This window comes from Halovenus aranensis, assembly GCF_900100385.1.
Lineage (GTDB): Archaea > Halobacteriota > Halobacteria > Halobacteriales > Haloarculaceae > Halovenus > Halovenus aranensis.
On record NZ_FNFC01000005.1, the window covers coordinates 139,192 to 159,811 of the forward strand.

The 20,620-nt window shown below is 57.5% G+C and carries 16 protein-coding genes and 1 tRNA gene; 8 read left to right on the forward strand and 9 right to left on the reverse strand.

Features of this window, described 5'->3' with window-relative positions; all coding sequences use genetic code 11:
* Positions 1-455: 455 nt before the first annotated feature.
* Positions 456-2,468 carry a hypothetical protein gene (locus BLR34_RS06760; protein ID WP_092701041.1) on the reverse strand — a complete coding sequence of 671 codons (2,013 nt, stop codon included), beginning with the start codon at positions 2,466-2,468 and terminating at the stop codon, positions 456-458.
* A 181-nt stretch (positions 2,469-2,649) separates the two neighbouring features.
* Positions 2,650-4,875: a DUF262 domain-containing protein gene (locus BLR34_RS06765; RefSeq protein ID WP_092701044.1), complete on the reverse strand. Its 2,226-nt coding sequence runs from the start codon at positions 4,873-4,875 to the stop codon at positions 2,650-2,652.
* A 269-nt stretch (positions 4,876-5,144) separates the two neighbouring features.
* Between BLR34_RS06765 and tnpC the strand changes: the two genes are divergently transcribed.
* Positions 5,145-6,245 (forward strand): IS66 family transposase, encoded by a 1,101-nt coding sequence (gene tnpC, locus BLR34_RS06770; protein ID WP_092701047.1) that lies wholly within the window; start codon positions 5,145-5,147, stop codon positions 6,243-6,245.
* A 98-nt stretch (positions 6,246-6,343) separates the two neighbouring features.
* Here the strand turns inward: tnpC and BLR34_RS06775 are convergent, their stop codons facing one another.
* From BLR34_RS06775 to BLR34_RS06785, 3 genes are all read right to left on the reverse strand, one after another.
* Positions 6,344-7,468 carry a phospholipase D family protein gene (locus BLR34_RS06775; protein ID WP_176765262.1) on the reverse strand — a complete coding sequence of 375 codons (1,125 nt, stop codon included), beginning with the start codon at positions 7,466-7,468 and terminating at the stop codon, positions 6,344-6,346.
* Positions 7,469-7,510: 42 nt separating this feature from the next.
* Entirely contained in the window at positions 7,511-7,786 is a 276-nt protein-coding gene (locus BLR34_RS06780) for a DUF8112 family protein (RefSeq protein ID WP_092701053.1), read from the reverse strand.
* Positions 7,787-7,916: 130 nt separating this feature from the next.
* Positions 7,917-8,420: a hypothetical protein gene (locus tag BLR34_RS06785; protein WP_176765263.1), complete on the reverse strand. Its 504-nt coding sequence runs from the start codon at positions 8,418-8,420 to the stop codon at positions 7,917-7,919.
* 172 nt (positions 8,421-8,592) lie between these two features.
* Between BLR34_RS06785 and BLR34_RS06790 the strand changes: the two genes are divergently transcribed.
* Positions 8,593-8,853, forward strand: a complete 261-nt coding sequence (locus BLR34_RS06790; protein ID WP_092701056.1) for a hypothetical protein — start codon at positions 8,593-8,595, stop codon at positions 8,851-8,853.
* Positions 8,854-9,134: 281 nt separating this feature from the next.
* Here BLR34_RS06790 and BLR34_RS06795 read toward each other — a convergent pair whose 3' ends face one another.
* The 3 genes from BLR34_RS06795 to BLR34_RS06805 all read right to left on the reverse strand — a co-directional run bounded on the left by BLR34_RS06795 (position 9,135) and on the right by BLR34_RS06805 (position 11,972).
* On the reverse strand, positions 9,135-9,941 hold the full coding sequence (locus tag BLR34_RS06795) for an AlbA family DNA-binding domain-containing protein (protein WP_092701059.1): 807 nt from the start codon (positions 9,939-9,941) through the stop codon (positions 9,135-9,137).
* A 409-nt stretch (positions 9,942-10,350) separates the two neighbouring features.
* Positions 10,351-10,423 (reverse strand) — tRNA-Pro (locus tag BLR34_RS06800).
* 49 nt (positions 10,424-10,472) lie between these two features.
* Positions 10,473-11,972 carry a carboxypeptidase M32 gene (locus tag BLR34_RS06805; RefSeq protein WP_092701062.1) on the reverse strand — a complete coding sequence of 500 codons (1,500 nt, stop codon included), beginning with the start codon at positions 11,970-11,972 and terminating at the stop codon, positions 10,473-10,475.
* A 118-nt stretch (positions 11,973-12,090) separates the two neighbouring features.
* On the opposite strand from BLR34_RS06805, the gene BLR34_RS06810 reads away from it, so the two are divergent.
* From BLR34_RS06810 to BLR34_RS06820, 3 genes are all read left to right on the forward strand, one after another.
* Positions 12,091-14,016: an NAD-binding protein gene (locus BLR34_RS06810; RefSeq protein ID WP_394327685.1), complete on the forward strand. Its 1,926-nt coding sequence runs from the start codon at positions 12,091-12,093 to the stop codon at positions 14,014-14,016.
* Positions 14,017-14,275: 259 nt separating this feature from the next.
* The gene (locus tag BLR34_RS06815; RefSeq protein WP_092701068.1) at positions 14,276-15,742 is read left to right on the forward strand and encodes a replication factor C large subunit; all 1,467 of its coding nucleotides are present in this window, start codon (positions 14,276-14,278) and stop codon (positions 15,740-15,742) included.
* Positions 15,743-15,782: 40 nt separating this feature from the next.
* Positions 15,783-16,136: a nuclear transport factor 2 family protein gene (locus tag BLR34_RS06820; RefSeq protein WP_092701071.1), complete on the forward strand. Its 354-nt coding sequence runs from the start codon at positions 15,783-15,785 to the stop codon at positions 16,134-16,136.
* Here the strand turns inward: BLR34_RS06820 and BLR34_RS06825 are convergent.
* A complete protein-coding gene (locus BLR34_RS06825; RefSeq protein ID WP_092701074.1) occupies positions 16,133-16,849 on the reverse strand; it encodes an SCO family protein in 717 nt (238 codons plus the stop codon). The genes BLR34_RS06820 and BLR34_RS06825 overlap by 4 nt on opposite strands.
* 121 nt (positions 16,850-16,970) lie before the next feature.
* Here BLR34_RS06825 and BLR34_RS06830 point away from each other — a divergent pair, with 121 nt between their 5' ends.
* The 3 genes from BLR34_RS06830 to BLR34_RS06840 are packed head-to-tail and all read left to right on the forward strand — an operon-like array spanning position 16,971 to position 20,438.
* Positions 16,971-18,257 (forward strand): hypothetical protein, encoded by a 1,287-nt coding sequence (locus tag BLR34_RS06830; protein WP_092701078.1) that lies wholly within the window; start codon positions 16,971-16,973, stop codon positions 18,255-18,257.
* 60 nt (positions 18,258-18,317) lie between these two features.
* Positions 18,318-19,655, forward strand: a complete 1,338-nt coding sequence (gene truD / locus BLR34_RS06835) for a tRNA pseudouridine(13) synthase TruD (RefSeq protein ID WP_092701081.1) — start codon at positions 18,318-18,320, stop codon at positions 19,653-19,655.
* 60 nt (positions 19,656-19,715) lie between these two features.
* On the forward strand, positions 19,716-20,438 hold the full coding sequence (locus tag BLR34_RS06840; protein ID WP_092701265.1) for a DUF2103 domain-containing protein: 723 nt from the start codon (positions 19,716-19,718) through the stop codon (positions 20,436-20,438).
* The last annotated feature ends 182 nt before the right edge of the window (positions 20,439-20,620 follow it).

A 20,620-nucleotide genomic window follows, 5' to 3' on the forward strand; every position in this document is an offset into this window, starting at 1 on the left:
GCTCTGAAATTTTCGACCCTCTCGAAGCCCCCACCCTACCCCCGACTGTCCCGGCCCGACCGACGACCCCCGTCCCCCACCGGGGCCAGTCCCCCCGACCTCTCGTATCCCCTACCAGCCCACCCGGCCCGTCAGGGGTACCCACTGGCCTCTGCCTCTCTGACAGCGCTCTGCTGGTACCTGTGCCTGCTGTGCGAGTGCGTAGGCAGGTGGGCTACGGGCCGGGCTGGCCCCATTGACTACCGATGGATAGGGGTAGGCCGTCAGTTTCGAGTATCATAATACTACATATTTATTGATTTTGATAGGTTTTCTCCACGAGAGGGGTATGAAGACCGATTTGAAGCGTTTCTGAAAGAGAATCGAACCCCGTCGAGGGGGTCGGGGTTGAAAACATCAAAATTCTTACTTTTGAACTACGCTCTTTGTTATACAAAAGAGGATAGTTCGAAGGTTCAGTCCAAGTCTACGAAATGGTCGCTCGGGGTGTCCGACGATACGGTGTAGATGTGCGTACCGTAGGGTTCCTCTTCACGAAGAGTCGCAAACCCCTGTTCAACCAGTTCGTTCAGAACCTTGGTGGCATACTTTCGAGACGCATTGGTATTGTTCCACACTGCTTTGGTCGTGGTTTCGTCTTGCTCACGGGCGAACGCTATCACCTCGCTCTCTCTGGTCGCGCGTATATCGACACCTTCGCTGTCGTCGTCAAGTAGGAGAGACGGGCGAATCACGCTCGTATGGACGTAGACGGTCGCAGAGTCGGTCGGATTAGTCGGGTTACGTCCGTACCGAGAAATGGCCTGCTTCACCTCGTCGCGCCGAACACTGTCGCAGATTCGCTCTGCTACGCGAGCGTCAGGGCCGACGAATCCACGTCCTTCTGCCCGTTCCTTTCCGGTGTGGTTGCACTCTCGGCACCCGTCCCCCTCGCAGTTCGAACACTCGGTGTTCTTCCGGTCAGGGTTGGCCACAAGTCCGAGTTCAGCGAGCCGGTCAAGCACAGGCCCGTCGCCCATGTCGATACAGCCGACCACCAAGCCAACGTCTTCGTCCCCAAGAACGTTCCTGCTGTTCTGTTCCCCGAAGGTAAGGATAGTCGGGTCGTTCACCCCGGCGTCTTCCATCATTTGCTTCAGCGTGTCTTTCGCCGCCTTCGAGGTAATCGCGGACGAGAACGCGTCCCCATGTCGGTCGCGGAGTTCCTCGACCAGCGCACGAACTTTTTGCGTGTTCTGGATACCGCGAGTGTAGTGATTTGCGTCTGACCCGACCTGAACGACGCGCAGTTGCTTCTCACGCCGTCGCCAAACCATTCGTTCTGGTGCCGATAGTAGATGATTCACGTCGAAGGAGACGCCCGTATTCAGTTTCCAAAGCGGTTTCGTCGGGAAAGCGTCCAACCCGAGAATGGTGTGGGCTTGGCTCATGTCGGGGACAACCCGCACGGTCTGAATCGTGTTCTCGTCGTCAAAGACCACCGTTACCTCTTGGTCGGTGTTCAGGTTTGAACCACCGAAGCCTGACGGTGCCTGTGGTGTGTAAGTCGCAGTCCCAACATATCGACCGTTCGACCGTGGTTCGGCCCGGAATATCGCACGGGTAAGTGCCGGTGCCAATGGGTGAGCGTCGTCGTTCGATACGCACCAATCTCTATCTGTCTGATGTGTGAGGGCATTTTGCAACTGTCCCTGAAACGGCTTATCGGCACCCCCCTTCGAGAGTTCCATCAATAGTCCCAAGGTCTGTATCGGAGCCTCACCCTCGTCAAGATACGCCACAACAGCACAGCGGATACGCTCTCGACTCAAGTCGTCCGGCGAGTCCTTGAGGTTCTGCGTGAAGTCGGGCTGTTCGTCAAAAACGACTACCGTACCGTTCCGGAGTGGTGGGGCAAACGCGAACTGGTGCGTAGCGTGGATAATATCTACGTTGGCTCTGGTGAGCGGAAGCAAATCGGCCCACTGGATACCGGTCAGCGGTGCTTCGTCTAACAAGTCGTCATTGAGTTCAATCTTCGCCCGGTGAACTGCTTCCGGGTATCTCATGCCGTTGCGTTCACACTGCTGGTAAATCCACTGCCGAAGAGGCTTGCCGCGAATCGAAGGCCAGTCGAAGGCGTCAGAAGCAGGCAACGAAATCTCTTCCCACCCCTGTAGCACTTCAGCGTCTAATCCTGCTTTCTTACTCTTTTTCGCGGCCTCGTCACGGGCGTCTCGTGTCTTGTGGAAATGAATGACTGGCTTCTGATTGGTCAGTGAAGGGTATTGGCCCCACGGAGTCGTCGCTACCGTGTGCGTCTTCCCGAGTGCTGTCGGAACGTCGAAAAGAGTGTTCGAGCGTTCTCGAAGTGCGTCAAGCACCTCGTCTCGGAAGCGTGAACGATACTCGTCGGTCTTGTAGTCGAACTGTGGCGGTACGCTCTTGGCGGTGGAGTACGTAGCATTCATCGTCGTAGCCTCTTCCACGACAGGGGAAGGACGACCTTGGCCGGACGACCCTTCCCTCTTCCTCGCAACCTAACGATTAGCGGCGCGTTTCGTGTGGTTAGTTCACCTATTTTCTCGGGACACTAAAACGGTCGCACAGACGTACCTCAAGGCTTCACGCAGGCGTATAGGATTTCGCTGATAGGGGTATTGAGAAAGGTTACACTTCAGAACGTACTTGATATAGGGGAGCCGTTAGTTCAGAATCACATTCTGCACATCGGACTTCTCCGCTATTTGCTTGGATTTTCATTGATAGCGAACCACAATCACAATTTCTTATTGCTGTCCATTCGTTACCGTTGAGCGTTTGGTTCCGAATACTAACACTCGCAATCGACTGTCCATTTCTCTTATGATAATTATCACGAACAGATTGGGAAATTCTATTTTGAAGGTCGCGCCTCTGCTCTGTACTAAACTCGTGGTATCCCTCTATACACACAGAAGCCTCACTCGCCCCTGACCACCACTTGAGAACGAAATCAACGAGTTCGTCAGTACGATTTTCGATTGCTTCTCTACCCCATTCAACATTATCTGGATGAGGAAGTTCCCTCAAGTGTTGTTGGTTTGAATTATCATAGGTCTCTTCCCACTTTTGTCGATAAGGCTTGTTGCTTGCGTGTGGATTATCATCAGGACTGATGAGAGCGAGATTACCCAAGGAGTTCACGCATTCCTCATGCTCTTCAGTGCGCTCTTCTGGTAACTCCCTCGGGTTCTGCGGCCAAATGTGTTCGAGTTGTACCCGCCGACTTCCCAAGCCAACACCCGTGAATTCACGGAAATCAGCAATTGGCGACTCGCCACTGTTCTGCATTCGCAAATACCGCTCATATTCATATAACAGATAGACAATTGAGGTTTCACCGATTCCGCCCCACCTATCATTACCATTGACAACATCTGATTGGCGGAGATAATCTGCAATGAGGTAATCCGGGCAATATCGACCGAGGTCGTCTTCGATTTCTCTCACGATGTACTCGTAAGCGGCTTCTGTGGTCTCAAAGACTTCTTCTGGTGGGGTATGGCCTTTTCCGAAAATATCATTTGCAGTTTCACTCCGGCCAACCCATGAAACAGGGTACGACATTTTGCGTATATGGGCACGCCTCTTATCCGCCCGCGAGTTGGCGATTTGATATAGTCGAAACGCATGAGTTCGACACAATTCTATCGTTCTCAAAAACTCTTCACTATGCCCGAACGTTCTGCCTGCACTCATTAGCAAAGACAGATAGTTGGTTTCTTTCCCGATAGCATTGAAACTTTTTAATGCCGACACTATCTCTCTTTCAACTTTTGTAGGATTATTGGCTTCCCGAAGTATAACATCTGGATTCGTGATTTTACGGAATTCCTCTGCCGCTGTTCTCATATCTTGCATATACGCCTCAATCCAAATCTTCTGTTCTTCGGGTGGGCGGGACTGGGGGATATGAGCAGGAATCCGTTTTACTCGACGGTGTATGTCTGTGATGGTACTCGTCTCAAAACTATATTCACCCGAAAATAGTCGCCAGTGTTCTCGAACAAATCTATCAACCGACTCTTCGCCACCGTTTTGTGAGACTTTTTCGATGACGGCCCCAATCTTCTGATAAATATCTTCAGCAAGCGATTCATCATTTTGCCGGTCTGCACAGAAAATCAGATAACTTTTGATTTTATCAATAGTCGTAAGGTCGCGCCCTCTATCGTTTAGTACCTCGAAAAAGCGACCTGCTTCACTTGTTTGTTCGATTGTGTATGTAGTAACTTGGATATTAGAAAACAGTACCTCCGACAATCCTGATAAGAATTCGAGAAAGTCGTCTTCGTCTTCTTCCTTCTCGTCCAACCAATCATGTATAACTTCTTTCGCATTAAGCAGGTACCCCTGCGAAGGGATACTTGCAGATACACTATCTGTATTTTCGCTGTTAATGATAACCAAGTCGTAGACTTCTTTTGTCTTTTCTTGCGGTCGAATCCGTGCTTCGCCACGGAAATCAATAAATGTCTCTTGATTGTCCTCTATGATTTTCTCTACTGATTCACCGTCAATTTCTTCGTGTTTGTACTCTTTCAATCGTTCGTTTATGCATTGGAGTAAGACTGTAATAGTGGTGAGCCGTTGCTGACCATCAATAACATTGTATTCACTTAATTTCCGTCGAGATACGGTTTTAGTACCAACATTTTGAAGGACAATTGTTCCGAAATAGTGAAAACCTTCGAAATCTGCGTTCCTTGTCCTGTCTCGATGAAGATGTTCAATATCAGAAAGTAAGTCCTGTACTTCGGATGTAGTCCATGAATATCCACGTTGGTACTTTGGGACAGTGAAAAGTCCGTTCTCAAAAAGAAGGCCTAAATCTTGTTGCTCCGCATCTGCCATGCTATCGACCTAATAAGCGACGATTAAAAACTGTACGGGTATTCTAATTATATACAAATAAATAACCCAACAATTTGTCGCCCCCTGTGGCGTTCGGATTTGATTTCTCGAAGCCGTCCCGATAGTAAGCCAGCAGGGTACGTCTTCTATTGAGGGAACGCACCAACAGCCTTCAAGATGGTCGTTGTCGCGGTCGTCGGCAGTCAATGAGGTACTGTTCTCTACTGACACTGCCTCATAGTTATTGAGAGTTGCATTGATATCCACATATGGACTCGAATAGCCGCCATTCAGTAGGCCCAAGAGACGAAAGTCAGATTCGGGTCACGCAGGATAGGTGTGACCGTTGTGGATGTGTGCTGGACAATGTGAGCGTCGTAATTCCTGTAAACGAAGTAGAACAGCCGGAGAATATTCGATACCTTCGACACCACTATGAATGTGAGAATTGCAACAACTCCGTAATTGCCCATCAATCGAATTGTCCAACAGAGGGTGGCTATGGAACGAATCTACTCGCCCAAATGGTTCTCTTCCGCTATGAATATAGGATACCCTATAAGAAACTCGCACATCTGATTCAACAACTCTATTCATGTGATATTCACCGAACAACAGTTCTCAATGCCTGCGAGCGTATGGAACGTACTGCTCGTTCTGAATATGAGGCTCTTCATGAACGGATACAATCAGCAGAAGTTCTCTACGCAGACGAAACGCCACACTTGGTTGATGGGTCAAAGAGTTGGATATGGGCATTCACGACAGGTGATGAAACGCTCTATGTATTCCGTGATAGCCGAGGGAGTGAAGTTTTAGAAGAAGTCCTTGGCGAAGAGTTCACTGGGATTATTGTCTGTGACGGCCACCGCTCATATTCTGCGTACCACTCACAGTTACAACGGTGTTGGACACATCTGCTACGTGGTACCGATAGTCTTTCGGACGATGACACAGAAGCATGGGGGATTTACAATCGACTTTTCGAGATTTTTGACGGGCTAAAAGAGTTCGTGAACACTGACCCGTCTCCTGTTCAGCGAATAATTGTTCAACGAGAATCACGTAAGGAACTGCGACGGATTGCAGAAACAGAGGTGGAATCTGAAGACGCCGAAGACGTACTGACTATGCTCGGGAATGGTATCGGTCACTGGCTTACATTCGTTGTCTATCCACAGGTCAAGCCGACGAATAACACGGTAGAGGCTATATTGCGTGAGCCAATAGCAATGCGAAGAATCATCAGGACACTCAAAAACGAGAAGGGAATGAGGTTACATGAGACGTTCTTATCGCTACTTCGGACATGGAAACAGCAAGACGCAAACCCGTATACTGAACTGAAACGATTGGCACATGATGTATGATATATTTAATTACTTGACTGTATCCGGTCAACAGTCGTCACGCCGACCAACCGACAGCCAGTAGGCCGGTTCACCGACGAATCCGCGCCTGTCGTCAGTTAGTCGTCCGCGAACATCTCACGAAGCATCTGATTTCTGTACTCTTCGTCAACTGCCGCCCGAAACACCAGCGGTTCGTGAGAGTCCTGATATGGCGACCCACTCGCACGCTCTAACTCGTTGTAGACCGTACTAATCCACGCCCGACGGAACGATTGTGACACCATTCGCTTCGGCTCTCCGGTAAACTCGACCCAATGTGGTGTCTCGTCGGTGGCTTCCCCGGAGAGGGCATTGAACGCCATGTGTTCGTCGGCAGTTTCGATTAGTTTGTCCACGTTCTCGGTGTCGGTACCAACGATGAACCCGGTCGTCGGTTCGCCTGAAAAGAACGCACCGAAGACGTACCGGTTGTTGATGGATACGGCGATTCGGTCGTCTTGGGCGATAGATGTGACCAGCCGAGCGTCGTCTTCAGCAAGACCAGTGGCGGCTATCAGGTCGTTCAGCAGGTCGAAGAAGTCGGTCGCCCATTCCCGGCTCGGGGCTTGCTGAACACGGTGTACCAGTGTCTCGTGCGCCTCTTCGTCGGCGTCTACGTCTTCCGTGGTGGGTTCGGTATCGTCTGTGAAGGTCGCGCTCACTCGTGGTGCGTCCGAGGAAAGCGAGGTACCGGACTCGGTATGGGTCGTTGGTGTCGAGGGCGACGATTCCACGAACTCGTCCAATTCCTCGCTATCGACGGGGCCACTTTCAGACCAGAGTCGTGTGAACCACTCGTTCAGTTCTTCTACCTTCGCGTCGTCGGTGAACCGAACCCCCATCTCTGTCCGACCGACCACGCCCTTCTCCGTGAGGTTGGCCGAACCGACGACAGCCGAATCGTCGGATATGACAGCCTTCGCATGAACATCGGGGAAGTGGTGAATCTGTTCTCGGTTCGTCGCTATCAACTCGTGTATCTCGTCCCGCGTACTGCCACCGAACGTTCCAATCCACGCTTCCACGTCGGTCACTATCCGCCAGTCGTCAGCAGAGGCGAGGACGCTTTTCAGGTAACTCGGGCCGATGTACGGACAGACAACCCGAACGCTTTCGGCGTCGGCAGTGTCCCGAATCGCTTTGTCGAATGGCGATTCAGCACGGGCATAGCCACCCTCGGAATGGTAGATAAGGCGAGACATTAGCATAAGAGAGGCCCATCTGGTTGAAAATTCCTACGCTGGTCAGGGCCGACTGCGGTCAACAGTCTTGGCACCGACCAGCCGTCCCGACCAGTACACGGCTTCGACAATCACCTCGTCGGCCCCGTCAGTGGGTAGACCGATAGTCGTACTACTGCACTTGTCACACCACACGCGCCGGACGACCCACCCATCGGCGTCGTAGTAAGTCGCATACGCCCGAACGAGGTCGCCAGTCTTTACCCGCTTATTACAGCGGTCACAGATGTTCCCCACCTGTACGCCGTTCAGAACCGCCGCAGGGGATTGGCGGGTCATCGACCCACCTCAAGCGACGAGTAGACAACGTTGCACTCGTCACAGGCCCATCCGCGCTGGCCGGTCACGCAGTCCAACAGTGCGCCGTATTCGAGTTCCCCACCGCAACGGGGACACGTCGGAGCGTCCGTCATTCGTCGTCACCCGTGGCGTGCGGGTTCGGTTCCTCGAACCCGTCCCTGTAGCAGGGCCAGCAGGCAAGTCCCTCGAAGTCCGGGCTACAATCGCAATCCTCGGGACGGTCGTCGTCGCGGTCGTCGGCACCGAACGAGTCGAGGGTGACACCACCGTCGGTCGCGGCGACCTTGGGCGTCCCGGCGATGTGTTCTCCGAGTTGGGCGTCTATCTCGTCGGCGTCCACCCACGCAGGGATAGCCCGCTGACCAGTGGCGAAGCGAGTGCGGCGGATGTGTTTGCACTCGACTTCCCGGTACTGGTGGTCAGGACACGTACACCGGTCTTCACGGGCGTCTACGCGGTACTCTGACCCGCTCTGCGTCGTCACAGAGTACACGTCGCCCCCGAGCGGAAGGACGGTCATGTACTCCGTCAGGGCGCGTACATCGCGCTGTTCGAGGTCGGTACAGCCAGCCGTGACGGAAGATTCATCTTCCGCTGTCTCGAATTGGCTCATGCCTTCTTGGCTCCGTCGAGAAGGCCTCGTCCGGTGTTGGCGCACCGGGCGTTTTCGAGTGAATCACGCCTCAAGAGACGAGTCCTTCTCTATCTATACCTTGGACGGCACGGATATTAAGTGTACTGCCTTGGACGGTATAGTTAACTGATTACGCGTAATAGAAGCCTGTATGGGCGAAGATTCAAAGCCGGGGCCTACACCGAGAGTGAGTGACGACGAAATCATCGACCTGTTTCGGGATACCGACGACCCCGTGCTTTCGACTGCGGAAGTGGCAGAACAGGTACCGCTCAAGCGACGTGCAACCTACAACCGGCTCCGGTCACTGGCCGACGAGGGTCGATTAGAGAGTAAGCAGATTGGTGGTCGGAACACAGTGTGGTGGCTGGCCGAATCCGAGAAACTCCAACCGCAGTCGTTTGTGGAATAGTGAAACCGAATCACAGAGAGTTATAGGGTTATAAAACACTCTTCAGGCGCTCTGACGGTCGTGACTCTGGTTCAACCTCAAAAAATGGATACCACTCGCTACGCGACGAACGCTCTCACAGCGCACTCACGGCGCTCTCTCGGCTTGCTGGCGGTGCTACTATCCTCGAAAGTAGTGGTAGAGGAATCAATACACCCGTTCATGGCCAGATAGGGGACGAGTATCCGAGCGGCGTTACTCTGCGTCGTTTGTTTTGAGTTCCGCCGGACTCTTTATGTCTGTTACAGGGTGATGTTCTCAACACCAAGTCGTTTCTCAATTCTGGCTTTCTTTTTCTTTATCAGATGAGATATATACTCTTCGTAACCTTGGTTGGGATAGTGTGGATTGGGTTTAGTTTCTTCATGTGGAAACCTATTCAACGCACCGGCAAGAGCCGCTAACGAAGAAATAGTCTTTTTCTTATCAACCTCGTTATAGAGCGTTTTCAGTTGCCGCAACTCTTCATGGAGTTCTGCCGTTTCCTTCTCGACACCCCTTTCTCGCCTTCTCCGAAGGAGTGATTGTACTTCTTCGTAGTTCGCAACACTGCTTTTTGTATTCCTTCTAACATATATATCGCCTTCGTCAATGTTTTCCCCGGCATTAGTTGCTACAAGAGGGGCACGTTCACCTGCACCATCAATGAAGAGGGCTTGAAATGTGCGGCCAGAAATTCCATCGTCGTATACTTCTCCGTAAGTGAACGTTTCAAGCGAATAAACGTCATGTGCGGAGTCAGGAAGATATTTTTCGACCTTGTTTCCAAAGTCAGATTCATCAAGAGGGTCGTTTACACCAGACGATTCAAGCGATTCATCTCCGACTTCTTCTACACCGATTATGATAGCACCCCCACCAGAGTTAGAGAAGGCCAAGATATGGCGGGCCAGTTGCGAACGTTCGTGCCACTCACTCTTGAAGTCGAGATAATCGTATTCTTTGTCGGCACTCAAGATAGCCGGGAGAGTATCTTTTGAAGGAGAAGTGAAGAAGCGTTCTAAATCATCTTTGAATGACTCTTGATATTCGAGGTCTTCACTGGCCATATGTAGGCCAACTCTCACCCATATGCCAAAGAATTGTCGCTACAGACACTCTGAACCAATAGAAGCACTGCGCGTGAGGGCAGGGCAGACCGAGAAGGACTACGGTGAACTCGGGTTTCGGATTCTCCAAATCCTCGAACATCTGCGGTGAGAGTGCAGTTAGCCTCGGAACAGGCTACGACCGCTGAAATCCTAATCCCTCGAATACGCCACATACAGCAGTCAAATCTATACAATTCATCCCGAAAGAGGGGAAGACTGAAAGGGCCAAAGCCCCGACGTATTCACAGAAGTCCATGACGGCACGGGGGCGCACTTGCGGCGCAATTGAACTCAATAGTCGAGTTCCAAACAGGATTGATAAACGGTAGACTGCCGTCTTGTGAATCCTAATCACCTGAAAGGGTAGTGGGCCGGCGCGAATTCGAATCGCGGTTACGGCCACCCGAAGGCCGAAGGATACCAAGCTACCCCACCGGCCCGCATCTGTGAGAAAGCCAGCGTCCAATTTAACGGTTGCGGAATCGCCCCCTACAGGTCATAGAGGTCCTCGAACTTCGCGCGGACGTAGTCGACGAAGGGCTGGGCCGAGAGTTCCTGCCCGGTGGCCACCTCGATGAGTTCGGGCGTGGTGTAGCGCTGGCCGTGCCGGTGGACGTGTTCGGTCATCCACTCGCGAATCGGCTCGAAGTCCTCCTCGCGGACGAGCGCGTCCACGTCGAGGTCGTCGCGGATGGCGTCGTTGAGCTGTGCGGCGACGACACTGCCCAGCGTGTAGCCGTGGAACGCGGCGAAGCCGCCGGTCCAGTGGATGTCCTGGAGACAGCCCTCGCTGTCGGTCTCGGGACGCACGCCGAGGTACTCCTCCATCTTGTCGTTCCAGACCTGTGGAATCTCCGCGGCCTCGATGTCGCCCTCGACGAACGCACGGCCGATTTCACACCGGAGGATGATGTGCATGTGGTATGTCAGCTCGTCGGCCTCGACGCGGATGCGGTTGTCCGGGTAGATGCGGTTTGCCGCCTCGTAGACCTCGTCGACAGTGAGGTCGTCGTGGCCGTCGATATGCCGTTTGAACGTCGGGAGGAACTGCTCCCAGAACGGTTTCGTCCGGCCGATGTGGTTCTCCCAGAACCGGGACTGGGACTCGTGGATACTCATCCGTGAGGCCCCGAGCGGCGTGCCGTACTCGTCCTGTCGAAGCCCAAGCTGGTAGGTTGCGTGGCCGAACTCGTGGATAGTCGCGGTCAGCGCGTCCATCGGGTCGGTCGGCTTGAACCGCGTCGTCACGCGGGCGTCGAACTGGTTGCCAGCCATGAACGGGTGCGGTGCGGTGTCGAGGCGGCCGCGGTCGCGCTCGTAGCCCAGAAAGTCGAGCGCGGCCTCGCTGAGTGCCTCCTGGTCGTCGTCTGGGTACTCGCCCTCCCATGGGTCGGCCAGTTCGCGCCCCTCCGTCCGAATCTCCTCGACCAGCGGCGGAATCTCCGACCGGAGCGTCTCGAAGATGTCGGTCATCGTCTCGATAGGGATGTACTGGTGACTGCCCTCGTAGAGGACCGTGTACGGGCTCTTCTCGGGGTCGATGTGTTCGGCCTTCTGTCGCTGGAGGTCGCGCATCGTCTCCAGGCGCGGCGCGAAGGAGGCGAAATCGTCTTCTGCCTTTGCCTTTTGCCAAATCTGTTGGTTCTCAGAGGCGGTCTGTGTAATCTCCTCGTTCAGTGCCGCGGGGACGTGCGCTGCACGCTCGTACTCGTTGCGGATTTCCCGGACGTTCGCGGCCTGCTCCTCGGTCAGGTCTGCGCCTTCGAGAGTATCGAGCCACTCGCCGACCTCGTCGTCGACGAGCAGCTCGTGCGTCGTCGCCGACAGCGCAGAGAGCTGTTGTGCCCGTCCCGGTGCACCCCCCTCAGGCATCGTCACCCGCTGGTCCCAGTTGAGATACATCGACGCGTATCCGAGATTCGACAGCCGTCGGTTCCGTTCGATAAGCTGTTCGTAGGCAGCGTCGGCGTCAGCTTCGTTCGTCGCCATGAGATGTGATGGAATGCCAAGACAAAAACGTCGGTGGTTCGAGCCGGTGGCAGGCCCAGAGCCTGCCGGTACAGTGATAATAACTCCACACGTATTCGGATACGTGTCGGATACGCTGCTGATAACTGTCGTCGGGATACTGGCCTTCGGAATTGCTGGCCAGTTACTTGCGAACAGATTCCGGGTGCCGAGTGTCGTCTTCTACATTGCTGGCGGATTGTTTCTCGGTGAGGCCGGAATTGGCGTTGTGACCTTAGAGACGTTTGGCGGAGCCGGTGGGGGTGGACTGACGACGATGGTCGGGGTCAGCGTGGCAATCATCGTCTTCGACGGCGCGTTTGCCTTGCGGCTCAAACGGGTCCGCGAGGCCTCCTCCGCGTCGCTCCGTCTGGTCACCGTCGGGGCCGTACTGATGTTTGTCGGGACAGCCGTCGCAGTCCACTGGTTTATCGGCGCGGAGTGGCCGCTTGCTTTCCTCATCGGTGCGTTGTTAGTCGCGACGGGACCGACAGTCGTCACACCGATTGTCAACGTCGTTTATCTCCGCGAGCACGTCTCTGCCGCACTTGAAACGGAAGGAATCGTCAACGACGTGACTGCGGCAGTCGCCGCCGTCGTCATCTTCGAAACAATCCTGCTCCAGGTTCAGGGGATTCCGGTGACAGCACAGGCGTTTGGTTCCCGAATCGGGGTCGGTATCCTGACCGGACTCGGCGTCGCCGTCGTGGTTTACTACCTCCAGAACGAGGCGTTCGTACAGGTCGAAGGGATTCAGGCAGCCAGGTTTCTCACGCTACTCGGGGCGGTCGGCTCCTACAGCGTTGCCGACTTCGTGTTCGCCGAAGCCGGCGTCGTGGCCGCAGCGACTGCCGGGGTCGTGCTCGGCAATCTCGACCTCCCATACAGGGAATCTATCAAGGAGTTTACCGAGGACGTGACGATGTTGCTCCTCGCGTTCGTGTTCGTTTCGCTGGCCGCACTGGTCGACCTCGGCGCGGTTCGGAGTCTCGGCGTCGGCGGAATCGGAGTTCTTGTCGTCGTCATGGTCGTACTACGGCCGGTCGTCGCGTTGGTTTCGACTGTCGGAATCGAGCGGTTCACCTGGCCCGAACGCGGGTTCTTAGCCGCGGTAGGACCGCGTGGAATCATCCCGGCCTCCGTGGCGACGCTGTTTGCCGTCGACCTGGAAGGCGAGGCAGAACAGCTCGAAAAAGAGGCCACAGAGCTGTCGGGCGCCGAGGCGGCCGAGTTGACCGCGGAGGCGGCATCACTCGACAGCCAAGCACAGATTCTACTCGGGACCGTCTTCTTGGTCATCATCGCGACCGACGTCATCGAGGCAGGATTCGCTCGACAGATTGGAGACCTACTCGGAGTAACACCTATGCGTACGATAATCGTCGGCGGTGGACGGGTCGGCCGGTCACTCGCCACACAACTGGAGAACAGAGACGAGTTCGTCGTCATCGTCGACGACGACGAGAAACAGTGCCGGCTGTCGAGAGGGGCGGGATTCAGGGTTTTCGAAGGTGACGCGACCGACCAGCGGACGCTCGAAGACGCCGGCGTCGAAGACGCGAAAGGGGTCGTCGCCGCGACCGACAGCGACGACATCAACCTCCTCGTCTGTCAGACTGTCAAGACGAAATACGACATCGAACGGGTGTTCGCCCGGGTGAACGACCCAGAGAACGTCGATGCGTTCGACTCTCTCGGTGTCAGTGCAGTCGACGGCGCCCAAGCGACCGCCTACGCGCTCGAAAACCAGATCGAGCGGCCGGCGATGGCCCACTGGATGAACGACCTCGGCGACGGACACGACATCATCGAGATAGAGGTCACCTCGGACGAGCTCTCGGGGAAGTCCATCCAGGAAATCAACGACAAGATTCCGGGTGGCTGTCTCATCGCCGAGATTGGTCGCGGGAGCGGTGCGCACGTCCCCGAAACTGACGAGATAATCGAATACGGAGACCACATCACCTTCCTCGGCGACGAGGACGCGGTCGACGAGGCAATCAAGCGGTTCCACCCTCACGACTGACCAGAACCGACTCGGGTGTGCCCGGCTGTGACAGATTGCACGCTCGCTGAACAATAGTATCATTAGTGTCCTGTTCGTCAGTATCTGGTACGATGGTACGCGCTACGTTGTCGGGACCGACATCATCTCTGTCGTCGTATTCAGGGGACTCTCTACGACGCTCGTCACGGTGTTCTGGCCGGTCGTGGCCGCGGCTGGGGTCGCGGCCACCCGTTAGCGGCCAGGGTCTCGAAGACACCGACAGGAGGGTGAGGGCAGTATGACCGACTGGACGGAGACGTACCGCCCGTCGTCGCTCTCTGAGATTCGTGGCAACGACTCGGCCAGAGACGACCTCCGCGAGTGGGCTGACACCTGGGACGACCACCGCGAGGCGGTCGTCATCTATGGACCGCCGGGCGTCGGCAAGACCTCCGCGGCGCACGCGCTCGCGTCGGACAAGGGGTGGCCGACAATCGAGTTGAACGCCTCCGACACGCGGACGAAAGACGTCATCGAGCGAGTGGCCGGCGAAGCGGCAAAGAGCGGGACCCTCGGGCAAGGTGGCGGTGGCCGTCGGCTCGTCATCATGGACGAGGCCGACAACATCCACGGCAACGCCGACCGCGGCGGAAGCCGGGCCGTGACGAGCCTGGTCAAGGAGGCGAGCCAGCCGATGATTCTCATCGCCAACGACTACTACGAGATGTCGAACGGGCTGCGCAACGCCTGCGAGGACATCGAGTTCCGGAGTGTCTCCAAGCGGTCGATACGCCCGGTCTTACGTGACATCTGTCGGAAAGAGGGAATCGAGTTCGAGTCCGACGCGCTCGAAGCAATCGCGGAGATGAACAGCGGCGACCTCCGCGGGGCAATCAACGACCTCCAGGCCCTCGCCGAGGGCCGAGACCGTATCGTCGCCGACGACGTCGTCACCGGCGAACGCGACACCACGACCGGCGTCTTCGACTACCTCGATACGGTCATCAAAGAGGCCGGGCCACAGGACGCGCTGGAGGCGAGCTACGACGTCGACGAGACGCCCGACGACCTCATCAACTGGATAGAGGACAACGTGCCCAAGGACTACCACGGCGAAGAGCTGGCGTCCGCGTACGACTTTCTGGCGAATGCCGACCGCTGGCTCGGCCGGGTGCGGGCGACACAGAACTACTCCTTCTGGCGATACGCCGGCGATAACATGACCGCAGGCGTCGCTGCGGCCCGCCGCGAGCAGAAAGGCGGCTGGACCAGATACAGCCCACCGACGTACTGGTCGAAGCTGGGCCGTTCGCGGGGGACCCGCGACAAGCGAGACTACATCGCCCGGAAGATTGCAGCGGCAAACGGGACGAGCATGAGCACCGCCCGGCGGGAAATCATGCCTCACCTCGCGGTGATGACACACCACTGCAAGAACCGCGAGCTCACGGTCGCGATGACTGCCCGCTACGAGTTAGAGACCGAGCACGTCTCGTTTATCACCGGTAGCGGCGAGGACACCAACAAAGTCCAGTCCATCGTCGAGGATGCCGAACGGCTCCGCGAGGAGCGCGCTGCTGAGGGGACTGGCGGAGCGTTTGCTCCTGGCGAGGTGACAGACGACGCGGCGGGCGAGTCGACAGACGACGAGATGCCAACAGACGGTGACGCGATGGCGGCGGCCGCTGACGAGGGGGCCGACGACGAGGCAAGCGGCGAGCAGTCTGACGACGACACGCAGGCTGGTCTGTCGGATTTCATGTAAGGTGCGGAGAGTTATACTCCTGGAGTCCGACCGTCAGCGTATGCCAACGACACCCGAAGCGACAGTTCGTGAGTATTACGCCCTGGTGGATGCCGAGCAGTACGACGACCTCGTCGACCTGTTTGCGCCGGATATCCGCTACGAGCGCCCCGGGCAAGGTGCAATCGAGGGCCGAGACGCCCTGCTTGAGTTCTACCTCGACGGCCGCCCGCTTGAGGACGGGAGCCACGAGATTCACGACATAGTCGTCGACGGCAAGACAGTCGCAGTCAGAGGGACCTTTTCCGGCGTCCAAAACGGCGAACAGGTCGCCTTCGATTTCGCCGACTTCCACGAGTTCGCCGACGGCCACATCCACCGGCGATACACCTTCACCGACCGAGACGAGGTCTAGTACGCGTCTCTAACCTTCTGGAGGTCCGAGAGCAGTTCGTCCGGGCGCGGGACCTCCTGATAGGCGCGCTCGACGTACCCGTCGCGGTTCGCGAGGAGAACCAGGTTGACGTGGGTAAAATCGTAGTCGCCCTCACTGGGGTTGAGCGTCTCGCCCTGTGTGGTGTTGTGTCCGCCGTGGCCACCCCCGCCGGGCGTCCGCTCGAACCCGACGCCGAACTCGCCGTTGACGACCTCGTCTGCCTGCTCGGGCGTCTCGGGCCGGAGTGCCAGCCAGTTTTCGGCGGTCGGGTCGACGCCGTTACGCTCGAAGAACTTCCGGAGGCGCTGTTCGTCGTCGTACTTGGGGTCGAACGTCGTTGGCATCAGCCCGACTTCGTCGCTGTATCCCTGGTCTGTGGCGTCGACGAAGACGTGCGCGAGCGCGGCAGTCATGCCGGGACACGGACCCGGACAGCGCGTGTAGATGAACGTCATAACCGTCTCGCCCTGACCGACGAACTCCCGTGTCGAGACTTCTTGGTCGTGTAGCGGCGCGGGAAGTGTCACGTCCGGTAGCTCCTCGCCGTGTGCCGGATAGGCGAGGTCTTCGGGGTTTGCCTGCTCGAGATATGGCTCGTCAAAGACCGTATTCGAGTCGTCGCCACCGAGACACCCCGCGACTGCCCCGCCCGCAGAGGCTGCTGCCAGGCGCAGGAAGTTCCGTCGTTGCATAGCAGGCTGTTTGACTCACGCAGATATACATCTCTTGGTGCACCTCTCGAACCGGATGGCAGAAATATCAAATGTAATAGTCGTGCTAGTGCTTATATAACAGAGCGTCCCCGCTAGTGGTATGAGTAACCAGGGCGGCGACTCCGACGCAGACGACACCGCTGGGGGGACGCGACCAACGGCGAGTGAGACGGCCACCAGGAGTCGAGAGAGGAGTACAGGAACTCAAAACGACAGACGCCCAAGCGGGCTCGCAGGACGGATTGCGCTCGTGGTAGTCGGGGTGTTTCTGCTGGCGACTGTCGCTGGCGGAAACGTCGCAATCGCAGCCGACCGGACGGTACTCGACTCCAACCATGTCATCGAGCAGATGGACGAGGAAGGACTGTTCACAGAACAGACGGGTGAGTTCCGCGACGAGGTGGCAGACGAGATTGAGGCCGGAACGGAGGGGCTGAGCCTTCCACCCGGACTCGGTCTCGGCGAGTTCGACCCACAGACGACCGCCGACGAGAGCGTCAGCACCGATTACGTTCGCGAACAGGCCGTCAACAACATCGAGCAACTGTATGCGTTCTTGCACGGCGACCGTGACGACCTCGCGTTTGCTATTGATATCGGCCCTGTCAAGCGTAGCGTGGCCGAGTCGGTCACCGAAAACGCTGTCGTCGACACGGCGACACTGGTCGGGGAGGGCACGGACCGCCTCGACCGCGAGCGAGTCGCTGCGCTTGGCACAGACGAAGACAGCTTTCAGGAGGCACAGCTGGACGCCAGCGACCGCGAGGTCGACGCACTGAAATCTACCATCGAATCCGACACCGAATCGAGGGGTTATACCGCCGAACTCACCGACGTCCTCGTCTCGCTCCAGTTTACCGTCGTCGATGGACTGACCGGTGAGTTGACCTACGAGGAGTACAGTACCCAGCGCGACGCGAACGAGGACGAGCTAAAGGCGGCGCTCGGCACCGAGGCCGTGGCCGATATCGGCGAGACGATTACGCTCGGTGGCGAGGACGAAGACCCCAGTGAGACGTTTGCCGGGGCCGCAGATATCGTACAGTTGATAGCGACGTTGACGCTCGTGTTGCCCGCGCTCGCGCTCGCTCTCGTCGGCGTCATCGGGGGGCTCACCCGTGACCTCGTGCGAACCGCGAGGGTGGCTGGCGGTGCGTTGTTGGGTGCAGGTCTTCTCGGCGTCGTTGCGAGGTTCGTCGCGCCCGGAGTCCTCATGCCAGACGGCGAGGAGACCGACGCTCTGGCAGACGGCCTCGTTGCCACGGTCGAGAGCATGCTCGAAACCCTGGGCACGCAGTCGATACTGCTGGCGGCCGCCGGTGTGGTACTCGTCGGTCTGGCTGTCGCTGACCGGCGCGGCTATCTCGACGGCATCACGGGTAGCTGAGGCGAGCTTCCACGTGGACGACACTGATTTATCCGGCGGCCTCTCATCGGCGGTCGTTACATGCACAAGGCACACCCGCTCGAACGCGAGGTCGGCATCGGCTACTACGTGAGCGATGCCGACGGTACCGGCGGTCGGTTGCGCCGCGAGCCAGCAGACTTCCGTGTCCGCGAGCGGGAAGATTTTGACGCCGAGCCCATCGACGCCGGCACCGATGCCTACCCACATCTGTTGCTCCGGGTGACGCTACGTGACTGGGACACTAACGATTTCGCACGGGCACTGTCGAACAGACTCGGCATCTCTCGCGAGCGCGTGTCCTGGGCAGGAACTAAGGATAAGCGCGCGGTCACGACTCAGCTGTTTACCCTCGACGGTATCGAGCCGGGTGCGGTTCCCGACCTCGACGGCGTCGACTACGAGGTCGTCGGTCGGACCGGTCGGCCGATTCTGTTCGGTGACTTGGCGGGGAACGCCTTCGAAGTGACTGTCCGAGAGACAGACGGGACCGAGCGTGCCGAGGAGACCCTTCAGGAGCTGGCTACGTTCGGTGGTGGCCAGAGTAACGACGAGGCGCCGGTCGTCGGCGTGCCGAACTATTTTGGCCAGCAGCGGTTCGGGAGCAAGCGACCAATCACCCACGAAGTGGGTCTTGCTATCCTCCGGGGAGACTGGAAGGAGGCAGTCATGACCTACGTTGGCAACCCGAGCGAGCGAGAACCGGAGAAGACGAGGGACGCTCGGGCGTTTGTCGACGAGAGTCACGACTGGCAGGCGGCGCTCGACCAGTTCCCCAGACAGCTCACCCACGAGCGAGCGATGCTCCACCGTCTCACGGAGAGCGACGACGGCCCGGACGACTTCCGTGGGGCATTAGAAGCATTGCCGACGAACCTCCAGCAACTGTTCGTCCACGCCGCACAGTCGTACGTGTTCAACCGGATTCTCTCGCTGCGCCTCGAGCGTGGTCTTCCATTCGACCGACCTGTCGCGGGTGACGTGGTCTGTTTCACCGACAACGACGCCCCGGCGGGGCTGACCGTCCCCGACACCGACCGAACACAGCGTGTCGACGAGTCGCGCGTCGATTCCGTGACCCGCCACTGTGAGCGTGACAGAGCGTTCGTGACGGCCCCGCTCGTGGGCACCGAAACCGAGCTGGGTGACGGCGAGCCGGGCGATATTGAACGGACGGTGTTGTCGGAGGTTGGCGTCGAGCCGGCCGATTTCGACCTGCCCGGCGAGTTCCACTCGACGGGGACTCGCCGTGCTGTTCTGGTCCGGACAACACTCGGCCTCGGATTCGAGCCGCTGGAGCTATCGTTTTCACTTCCGCGCGGGTCGTACGCGACTGTTGTCCTCCGCGAGTTCATGAAGTGTGACCCGGGAGAGCTGTGACACGAGGTGACCGGGGTCGGAAACACCGGGCTTATCGCACTCGGCCACCGTATCGCGTGTATGGAGTGTCGGCAGTGTGCGACGCCGCTGGATAGGCCGGGTGATTACTGCCTGGTCTGTCAGACCGAAAACGCCGACACCATCGTACTCGAACTCCAGCGCGAACGGGCGAGAGTGACGGTCCTGTTCGAGGAGACGGTTGTCGGTCATCGGACGGTGACGACGACCCCCGAACCTGACAAGGAGCAAGAGCGCTCGGAACTACGCTACTTCGCCGGCCAAATCGCCGACGACGTGCGGCGCAAACGCCCTGAAGAGGTCTACGCAACAGGTGAGCGTGACGTACTCAGGGAAGTCCGGGCACAGCTTCGCTATCCCTTCTACCGCATCGCGGCTGAGGACCCCGTCGAACACGTCATCGAGCGCAAGGGCGACCCGCCGCTGGATGTCGTCGAGGCGTCGGTCGCCGAGAAACTCGGCGGCTCGCACTCGACGCTCATCGGCGGTCGCGCAGGCCGAGATGTCCTCGAAGTCGTGGCTGGCCACCCCCACGTGAAAAAGATTATCCCAGGGCCAATCGAGGCAGGCGGGTCGGGGTCACGCACCGGCGTCCGCGGAAAGGTGACCCGAGCCGACGACACCGGGAACGTCCGGCTGTTGCTGCGAGACGGTTCCAGCGTGCAGGAAAACCGCGTCGTGACGACCGCAAACAACCGTGAGCTGGGCGAGCGGGTCCGGGACGATCTTAACGACGCACTCGTCGAAGCAGGATTCGCACAGTAGCGAGCAGGTGAGACCGAAGCCGGCCGACACACGGAGAGTCGCCTCACACAACCGCGCCCTCTCCGTGGCTGGCAGTCAGGTCATACGCCGCGTGGCTTCGGCTCCCGATATAAATCCGCGGTCCTCGCGACGGACGTTTCTCATGGCGAAGGACTTTAACAGGCCAGTCACGTACTGTAGCT